The sequence below is a fragment of the Pseudomonas abyssi genome, from assembly GCF_003444685.1.
Lineage (GTDB): Bacteria > Pseudomonadota > Gammaproteobacteria > Pseudomonadales > Pseudomonadaceae > Halopseudomonas > Halopseudomonas abyssi.
This window is the reverse complement of sequence record NZ_LMAZ01000001.1, coordinates 1683267-1693081: the sequence shown is the minus strand read 5'-3', so window position 1 is coordinate 1693081 and position 9815 is coordinate 1683267. Positions and strand designations below refer to the sequence as shown.

Genomic DNA, 9815 nt, shown 5'->3' with positions numbered 1-9815 from the left:
GGAAACGTCAACAGACCCTAGTGGCGCGCCGTTTTTTGTGTCTAAAGATCGAAGCGGGTCCAGATGGGGGCGTGATCGGAGGGCTTTTCCATGCTGCGGATGTCGTAGTCGATCCCACTTTCCAGGCAGCGCTCGGTCAGCGCCTTGCTTGCCAGGATAAGGTCGATACGCAGGCCACGTTTGGGGTCGTCTTCAAAGCCGCGGCTACGATAGTCAAACCAGCTGAAGCGATCGGCCGTTTCCGGGTGCAGGTGGCGGAAGCTGTCGATCAGCCCCCAGTCTTTCAGGCGTTGCAGCCAGGCGCGTTCCTCCGGCAGGAAGCTGCATTTTCCGGTGCGCAGCCAGCGTTTGGCGTTGTCCGGCCCGATGCCGATATCGGCGTCGGTGTCGGAGATGTTCATGTCGCCGATAATGGCAATGCGCTGCTCAGGGCTGAAGTCGGCCTCCAGGTGCGCTTGCAGGTCGGCGTAGAACTTCTCTTTGGCGGGGAATTTGACGGGGTGGTCGCGGCTTTCACCCTGAGGAAAGTAACCGTTGAAGACAATCAGCGGTTCACCGTCGGCGCAGGGCACCGCGGCACTGATCATGCGGCGCTGGGCGTCGTCGGCGTCGCCCGGGAAGCCCTTGCGTACCCACAGCGGTTGCTGACGTGTCAGCAGTGCCACACCGTAGTGTCCCTTCTGGCCGTGGAAGGCGACGTGGTAGCCAAGTGCCTCAAGGTCGGCCAGCGGGAACTGAGGATCGTCGACCTTGGTCTCCTGCAGACCTATTACCTCGGGCGAGTGCCGGTCCACCACTTCTTTCAGTTGGTGAGGGCGTGCGCGCAGGCCGTTGATATTAAAGGATACGATCTTCATGGTTAGGTCCGTTCTTGAGTGACTTTCTGGCGACTGAGTGCGGCAAGAGTACCGCAAAAGCCTGTTCTTGAGCACGGCGATACCGGTGGGAACGTGATAGCATTCGCCTGCTGATTTTGCCGGGAAGGAGCTCATGGGGCGCGCAATAGTTTTGATCTGTCTGCTGCTGGTTGCTGCGGGCGCGCAGGCCAGTCTGAAGGTCACCGTGGTGCCGGCAAAGAAATCTGTGCGTGAGAACATCGAAGCCTATGTAGGCGTCGTGGAAGGCGACAGCCCGGAGGCGCTGGAACGCCAGTTTCGGCACATTGATCAGCAGGCAACGCTGGCAGCGCAGGCCCTTGGCTATTACCACTCCCGCAACGAGCTGAGTATCAGTGGTGATGAGGATGACCCCGTTCTGACGCTGAAGGTCGAGCTGGGTGAGCCGGTCCGTTTGGGCGCGGTGAATATCGAGATTCTGGGCGCTGGGCGTGGTACCGATGCCTTTTTGCTGCCCAGCGCGGCCATGCTGCAGCCGGGCGCGGTGCTGCATCACGGACGCTACGAGACGGTCAAATCGCAGATCAACAACCAGGCGCTGCGCTACGGCTACTTTGAGGGGCAGTACCTCAGGCGTGAACTGCGGGTTGACCCTGAACGCAATATCGCCGATATCCATATTCAGTACGACACCGGCCCGCGTTACCGTCTGGGGCAGGTGAATTTCTCCGAGACCATTTTTGACCCCGAGCTTCTGGCGCGTATGGTGCCGTTTGAGCCGGGCGTGCCCTATGACGCCGACCTGGTTGGCCAGCTGAATCAGGATCTGCTGTCCAGTGGCTACTTCAATGGGGTGTTGGTGACGGCTCCTGCGGACCGGGCAAACGGTCAGGACGTTCCGGTGCAGGTCGAAATCACCGAGCGCGACCCGCACTCGTTGGGTTTGGGCGGAGGTTACTCGACCGATGTCGGGGTGCGTGGCAAGCTCACCTGGGACCAGCACTGGGTTAACCCCAAGGGCCATAGCCGCGGTGCCAGTATGGAACTATCCATACCTCGCCAGAACGTCACTGCGTTCTATCAGGTGCCGCTGGACCCGCCGCTGGACAACAATCTGCGCTACTTTGTCGGTTGGCAGCATGAGGATATCGACGACGTCGAGACCCGTAGCCTGGCAGTCGGCGCCGAGCTCAACACCCGTTTGGCAAGCGGCTGGCAGCGCACCATTGGTTTGCGGCTACAGCACGAAATCTTCTCGCTGGGCGATGATTCCGGCAATTCCACGTTATTGATTCCCAGTCTGGTGCTACAGCGTACCCAGGCTACCGGCGGCGTCGATCCCTCGCGGGGCTACAGCATGCTGTTGGATGTTCAGGGTGCCAAGGAGGGTGTTCTGTCGACCGTGGATTTTGCCCGGGTGATGGGGCAGGTGAAGGGGCTTTACACTGCCTTTGACAATCATCGCCTGTTTGGCCGCCTGGCGCTGGGCGCGGTGGCAACCAACGATTTCTCTAGTATTCCACCCTCGCTGCGCTTTTTTGCCGGTGGTGACCAGAGCATCCGTGGTTATGACTATCAGACCCTGTCGCCGGTCGATAGCACCGGCGATACGGTTGGCGGACGCTATTTGATCGCCAGCACGGCCGAGTACCAGTACGAGTTTATCGACAAGTGGCGGGCAGCGACCTTTGTCGATTACGGTAATGCGATTGATTCGCTGACCGATCCTTTGAAGACGAGTGTGGGTATCGGCGTGCGCTGGGTATCGCCAATCGGACCGATACGGGTAGACCTGGCCAGGTCATTGTCCGACCCTGACGAGGGATACAAGATTCACTTTTCCATGGGGCCTGAGCTGTGACCCGTTTTCTGGTTCGGGCGCTTGTCCGTGGCTTGTTTATTCTGGCGATGATTCCGGTCTTGCTGGGCTTTTTGCTGGCCAGCGAGGGCGTCAACCGCTGGCTGTTTGCCAAAGCCGAAGCGCTGGAACCACGCCTGACTCTGGGCTTTGAAGGCGGCGATTTCTGGCACGGATGGGACTTCTCCCATATTGCCTGGCGCGATCCGACGCTGGACTTGCGGGTGGATGCCGCCTCTCTGCGCTGGAGTCCGTCGTGCCTGTTCGGCAAGACGCTGTGCATTGATCGGCTGACGGTGGAGCGTATTGTGGTCGTCAGTCAGCCGGCCGAAGAGACGCAAAGCAGCGAACCGCTCAGCCTGCCGGCAGTACAGCTGCCCTTGGGGTTGGAGTTGGGCGAGGTGCATCTGGGCGAGCTGTCGCTGGACGGAGAAACAGCGCTGCTCAGTGACGTTGATCTGGTTGCCCGTGGCAGCGGCGATCAGCTGGTTATCGAGCGTTTTTCCGGCGTCGGCCCGCAACTGGACTGGCAGCTTTACGGCAGTGTGCAGACGCGCGATGACTGGCCGCTGGAGTTGACCGCCGACCTGAACCTTCCACCGGTGGATGGCCGCGACTGGGCCTTGCATGCGCGGGCCAGCGGCACCCTGCGTGAGCTGGAGCTGCGCGCCAGTAGTCGAGGCTATCTGCCGGGTAAGCTGAACGCCAGCGCCAACCTGTACGAGCCGGGCATCCCGGTTGATCTGCGCTGGCAGGGCGAGCCGTTTCTGGCCCTCGGCAGTTTGCCTGCCTCCCTGACGCTCAATGACTGGCAGTTGCAGTTGCTGGGTAACCTGGAGGAGGGCTACCTGCTGCAGTCCACCGCCAGCCTGCCCGGTGATGGCGGTACTGTGCTGCTTGAAGTTGACGGCGAGGTGACCACCACGGGTGTGCCGTTGCTGGCTGTGCAGATGCACGTTGCCGATGCACCCGCGCGCCGCTTCGCTCTGCAGGCCGATGCCAGCTGGCAGCAGACACTGGAGGCAAACGGGGAGTTGGCTCTGGATGCATTCCCCTGGCAATGGCTGTATCCCGTTGATACCGGTGAGGTGTCGCTGCAGCAATTGGCGATGGCTGCGCAGCTGCGTGGTGAGGAGCTGAAAGCGGACCTACAGGCACGCCTGGCCGGTGTCGCAGGTCAGCAGGTGAACCTTAAGGCTGGCGTGGCCGGTAACCAGCAGCAGCTTCGTGTCACGCCGTTGGAGATACTGACCGCCGCCGGTCAGGCCAATGGCGAGGTGGACCTGACGCTGGAGCCTGCAGTGAGCTGGGACGGGCGCTTCCAGCTGCAGGGTATTGACCCTGCGGTATTTGTTGCGGCGCTGCCTGGCGACCTCAACGGCCAGCTGAACAGCCGTGGCCAGCTGCAGGGTGAGCAACTGCGCCTGGACGCCGACTGGGATATCAGCGGCAGCTTGCGCCAGCAGCCACTCGTGTTGTCGGGGCGGCTGGAGAAGCCGCAGAACGACTGGTTGCTGCAGCAGCTGCGGGTGCGCCAGGGCGCCAACAGCATTGATGGGCGGGCACGCTGGGGCGAGCAGGTAGACGGACGCTTTGATCTGCAGCTGGATAATCTGGCCACCCTCTGGCCGGGCCTCAAGGGGCGCCTTGACGGATATCTGCAGCTTGGCGGTGACAGTGCGGCGCCTCAGCTGGTTAGCATGTTGCGCGGCGCCGGCGTTGGCCTCGACAGCCTGCAGGTGGACAGCTTGAATGTGGACGCCAGCACTACCTTGAATGAGCAGTTGCCGCTGAACCTGGCGATTACCGGCCAGGGTATACGCAATGACGAAACGCAGCTGGGTGACCTGCAGCTGACCCTGCGAGGCCGCCGCGCTGCACACGAACTGCTGCTGTCCCTGCAAAACGGGGTGGCTGACGCCGACCTGGCGTTGGGCGGTGCACTGGACGATACGGCCTGGCGTGGCACGCTGACGCGTGGTGAGCTTGGCTCCGAGCAGTTTCAGCTGGTGCTGCAGGATAAAGCCGATATCGACTATCGCCTGGGCGATGGCCGGCTGCAGTTATCCGGCCATTGCTGGCAGCAATCGGCCGCCAGTCTGTGTTTCAACGGCCAGCAGACGCTGATGCCGGAGCGGAAAGTCGACCTTAATCTGAGTGACTTTGATCTGGCCGAGCTGCAACCCTGGCTGCCGGATGACCTGAGCTGGCAAGGTCTGCTCAACGGCCAGGTGGTGCTCACTCAGTCCCCAGGTCGTGCACCGGTTGGTCAGGTAACGGTGCGCAGTGAGGACGGTGTGATCCAGGTCCGCGATGGCCAGGAGCTGCTCGACTTCCCATACCAGCAACTCTCTGTTGATACCCGCCTGCGGGGCCGGGCGGCGACGGCTGAGGTGCGCCTTGCCAGCGAGATGATCGGTCAACTGGCGGTCAACGCCGATATCGCCGATCCGGCCGGGGCGCAGACGCTCACCGGGAATTATCAACTGAGCGATCTGAAGCTGGATTTCTTGCGCCCGATGCTGCCTGATGTGGATGAGTTGCAGCTGACGTTGAATGGTGATGGCAACTTGTCTGGTGTGCTGACCGAGCCGGTCGTTACTGGCATGCTCAGCCTGCGCGACGGGTTGGTGGCTGGCCGTAACTTGCCCGTCAGTCTTGAACAGCTGCAGGCCGACATCCGTATTGATGGCACCAGCGCCCAGCTTGACAGTCGCTGGAGCAGCGGCGAGCAGGGGCAAGGGACGTTGTCGGGCAGCCTCGGCTGGGCGCCGCTGGATGTGGACCTGCAGCTGCGTGGCAGCGACTTGCCGGTGAACGTGGAACCCTACGCCCAGCTGCAGGTTGCGCCTGATCTGGCAATTACCCTGCGTGACAACAACCTGCATGTGGGTGGTGAGCTGGCGATTCCCGAAGGGCATATTCGCGTGCGCGAGCTGCCGGCCAGTGCCGTGACCGTGTCGCCGGACGTGGTGATCGTCGGACAGGAAGCGGCAGAGAAGGGCGCTGCGCTGGGTATCACCGCCCGGGTCAAGCTGAACATCGGGGATCAGTTGCGGCTCAGCGCCTTTGGTTTACGCGGGCGCCTGAAGGGCCAGCTGGAGGTGCAGGAGAACCTCACCGCCAATGGAGACTTGCAGATCCTGGATGGCAAGTTTCGCCGGCTGGGGCAGGAGCTGGAGCTACGTCGCGCGCTGCTGCTGTTCTCCGGCCCGATCAGCCAGCCCTACCTGAATGTCGAGGCCATTCGCCGGGTCGATGACGTGATTGCGGGGCTGCGGATTACCGGCAATGCCGCTAGCCCGACCTCCGAAATCTTCTCGGAGCCCGGTATGTCGCAACAGGAGGCCATGTCGTACCTGGTGCTCGGGCGGCCGTTGGGCGAGGAGGGGGATAACAACCTGCTGGCTCAAGCGGCACTCGGGCTCGGGCTGGCGGGCGGCGCACCGATCACCCGTGGCATCGGTGATGCGCTGGGTCTTGAGGACTTTGCCGTTGAGGCCGAGGGTAGCGGTAACGAGACTCAGGTGGTCGCCAGTGGCAGCATCACCGACAAGCTGAGCGTGCGCTACGGCGTTGGCGTATTTGAACCAGCCAACCAGTTGGCGTTGCGCTACGAGCTGACCCGGCGCCTGTATCTGGAGGCCGTCAGCGGCTTTGCCAGCTCGCTCGATTTCTTCTATCGTATCGACTTCTGAGTGCAGCCCGGTTGGGCTGCCGCCGAGTCTGTCATCCGTACCCACACCCATTGCGTGCTGCGGCACGTTCAAGGAGTCATCATGTCTAGCGTCACTTTGCGCGGTAATCCGATTTCCGTTGGCGGGCAGTTTCCGGCCAAGGGCGACAGCGCTCCGGCCTTCACTCTGGTTGCCAAGGACCTGTCTGACGTCAGCCTCGCCAGCCTGAGCGGAAAGCGCAAAATCCTGAACATCTTCCCCAGCGTTGATACGCCAACCTGCGCTACCTCGGTGCGTACCTTCAACAGCAAGGCCAGTGCCTTGAACAACACCGTCGTTCTGTGCATCTCTGCCGACTTGCCGTTTGCCCAAGCGCGTTTCTGCGGTGCAGAGGGGCTGGAGAACGTGGTCAACCTGTCCACCATGCGTGGCCGCGAGTTTGTGCGTGATTACGGAGTGGATATCGAAAACGGCCCGCTGGCAGGTCTGACAGCACGGGCGGTTGTGGTACTGGATGAAGACGATAAGGTCCTGCACAGCGAGCTGGTCAGCGAGATCGGCCAGGAGCCGAACTACGACGCAGCACTGGCAGCGCTCTAACTGCTCACAGGGCGACGGCCGCTCAGCCGGCTGTCGCCCTGCAGCGCGCTACCAACTCTTCCAGCACGCTCACCAGTTTCTTCTCGTCTACCGGCTTGTCCAGCCAGGCCAACGCACTATCCTCGCTGCCGTTTTGCAGCAAACGCTGACCTTCCTCGCAGTATGCAGACAGTACCAGAATGGGCAGCGCTTCAGAGGCCGGGTCTGCGCGCAGATCCCGTATCAGTGTGAGGCCATGGCCGTCTTGCAGGCGCAGATCGGTCAGCAAGGCGGTATAGCTGTGTCCCTGCAGGCAGCTGCGGGCCTGCGCGACACTGGTCGCGGTGGTCGGAATGTAGCCGGCGCGGCGAACCACCAAGGCGACGAACTCCGCGATCATCGGGTCGTCATCGACCACCAGAACGGTGCGCTCGGCACCATCATCCGGTGCGTCGGCGGGTTGTTCTTCGGCGGCCTCCACAGGCAAGCGTAACCAGAAGATGGCACCGTGCCCCGGCAGCGAGCTGAAACCGACTTCGCCGTCCATCTGCTGCGCCAGCTCTCGGGTAATCGCCAGGCCCAGTCCGGTACCGGCCTGCTGGCGACGATCCGAGCTGTCTGCCTGGGCAAACTTGCTGAATATCTGCTCCTGAAACGCCAGCGGAATACCCTCGCCCTGATCAATCACGCTGATGGTGACCCGGTCACCGTCACGCTCGGTCTCGACAGTAACGACACTCCCGGCTGGCGAAAACTTGATCGCGTTGGACAGGTAGTTGTTGAGTATCTGGTGCAGACGCATGCTGTCGACTCTTACCCAGCAGGCGCTGTCGCCCTGGCGCTGCAGGGAAACGTCGCGGCTGGCAGCAAAGGCCTGGTTGGCGGTTAGCGCCTCATCGATCAGCTCGGTGAGGGGGCAGGGGCGCATCTCAAACTGCATCTTGCCGGCGGCCAGCTTTTCCATGTCGAGCAGGTCGTTGATCAGCAAATTGAGGCGTTGGCTGTTGTCCTGGGCAATTTCCAGCATGCGTTGCATTGCCTCGGGTACCGGGCCCAGGCTGCCACTGTTGACGATGGCCAAGGCGCCGGAGATGGAGGTGAGCGGGGTGCGTAATTCATGGCTGACGGTCGATACGAACTGGCTCTTGAGTTGCTCCACACGCTTGGCTTCAGTCAGGTCCTGCATGGTGCCGCTGGCCCGTAGTGCCTTGCCGGCTTCGTCGCGCTGCACAATGCCACGCAGCAGCACGGGAATGCTGTGACCGGTCTGGTGGGTGAGCCGGGTTTCTTCTGCAAAGGTGCCTTGTTGTGACTGAATCACCCCTCGCAGCGCGCTGATCAGTTGGTGACGTGCCTGGGGGGCCAGTACCGATTGCCAGCGATGCAATGACTGCGCTGCGTCTTGTGGCGGATAGCCGATCATTTCCCAGGCGCGGTCGGAGGCTAGAAAATGCCAGGTCTGCAGGTCCACATCCCACCAGCCGTCGTTGCTGCCCTGCAGGGCCAGGCGCTTGCGTTCTTCGCTCTGGCGCAGGGCCTCGTTGCTGGCGCGCAGTCGGCGAGTCATCTGATGGGCAATGCGCTCCGCTTGCTCGCGCCGCAGCACCAGCATGGAAGCCAGTGCAAACAGCAGCAGGGCGCTGGCCAGGCCAAGCAGCAACACCCAAGGGCTGGGGCCAGAGGTGCGCTCAAAGCTGGGGGTGCTGGCAAATTCCAGTCGCCAGTTGCGACCGTACAGATGAATATCCAGGGTGCGTTGGTGGGTCGCTTCGGCACTGTCCGGGATCAGATCACTGTACAGCTGGGGAAAATCCAGACCGGCCTCGGTGTCGGTAATCCGATAACGTACGCCCGGCGTACGTGAGCCAAGGATGCCTTCCAGCAGATCACCCATGCGGTAGGGGCTATAGACAAAGCCGCGCAGGGCGCGCTGACGTTGTGCCGGGGTATCGAGCGGCGCACCACGATGATAGATCGGCGTGTACATAAGAATGCCCGCCTGCACCTCGCCGTGGGTTTCCTGCAACAGGCGGACGGGCCCGGTCATCCGAGTGTGGCCACTTTCAGCGGCGGCCTGCATGGCGGCTCGACGCACAGGCTCGGAGAACATGTCGTACCCGAATGCCGCGAGGTTGCGGTCTCGGAATGGCTCCAGAAACAGAATGGATGTGTAAAAAGGACGTGGGCCGACAGGGTGTACCTGAAAGTCAGGAAACCCTTCTGCACGGACGCGCTCTTCAAACTCCTCAAGCCCTTCTGGTGCAACGGCCTGGGCGTAACCGACGCCAAGAATGCCAGGGTAGTTCTCGGACAGCCTCAGGCGTTCGACCATGACCCGCCATTCAACCCGCGAGACCCGACCGCTTGCATCCATCAGACCCGCGCCGCCCAAGAGGATCTGTTCGTGGTTGAGCATGCGTTTGCGGATGGCAACCGCAATATCGTCGGTGAGGAGAGTGAATTCCCTGCTCGCAGCCTCCTGTTCCCGCTCGCTTTGATACTGCCAGAACAGCACTGTGGCCAGCAGCGCCAGCGCGGCAACAAACCACGCAATGCTATTTTTTCGGCTGACAATGGCACGTCCGGGGGACAGGGAGGAAGTAGCAGAGCTTTCTGGCATAGGTGTAACGGCGTCGGTAGCTATCGGGCGGTAGGTTGTCCCTATGATAGATGGCTAGGGCGCTGCATGCAGAAGATTCTGCCCCGCGGGGCGTTAGCTGATCATTCATGATCAACGAAGGCGTGGCGCGCCTGGCGCATGCTCCGCTTACCGGCCATCACGTTCCGGTACTCAAGTTCGCCTGCGCAGACGCAGTGACCGCCCCGTTCTAATTTGGAGGGCGCGCCGCGTTCCCTGCTTACGTC

The 9815-nt window shown here is 61.9% G+C and carries 5 protein-coding genes; 3 read left to right on the top strand and 2 right to left on the bottom strand.

What is annotated here, in order from left to right; translation table 11 throughout:
* Positions 1 to 41: 41 nt before the first annotated feature.
* Entirely contained in the window at positions 42 to 857 is an 816-nt protein-coding gene (gene xthA / locus ASB58_RS07840; protein ID WP_118129922.1) for an exodeoxyribonuclease III, read from the bottom strand.
* 133 nt (positions 858 to 990) lie between these two features.
* Here xthA and ASB58_RS07835 point away from each other — a divergent pair, with 133 nt between their 5' ends.
* From ASB58_RS07835 to tpx, 3 genes are all read left to right on the top strand, one after another.
* Positions 991 to 2697 (top strand): autotransporter assembly complex protein TamA, encoded by a 1707-nt coding sequence (locus ASB58_RS07835; RefSeq protein ID WP_118129921.1) that lies wholly within the window; start codon positions 991 to 993, stop codon positions 2695 to 2697.
* Complete coding sequence (locus ASB58_RS07830; RefSeq protein ID WP_118129920.1) at positions 2694 to 6392, top strand: translocation/assembly module TamB domain-containing protein; 3699 nt, start codon at positions 2694 to 2696, stop codon at positions 6390 to 6392. The genes ASB58_RS07835 and ASB58_RS07830 overlap by 4 nt, the downstream gene beginning before the upstream one ends.
* 81 nt (positions 6393 to 6473) lie before the next feature.
* Positions 6474 to 6971: a thiol peroxidase gene (tpx, locus tag ASB58_RS07825; protein WP_118129919.1), complete on the top strand. Its 498-nt coding sequence runs from the start codon at positions 6474 to 6476 to the stop codon at positions 6969 to 6971.
* A 22-nt stretch (positions 6972 to 6993) separates the two neighbouring features.
* Here tpx and ASB58_RS07820 read toward each other — a convergent pair whose 3' ends face one another.
* Complete coding sequence (locus tag ASB58_RS07820) at positions 6994 to 9570, bottom strand: hybrid sensor histidine kinase/response regulator (protein ID WP_118129918.1); 2577 nt, start codon at positions 9568 to 9570, stop codon at positions 6994 to 6996.
* Between the last annotated feature and the right edge of the window lie 245 nt (positions 9571 to 9815).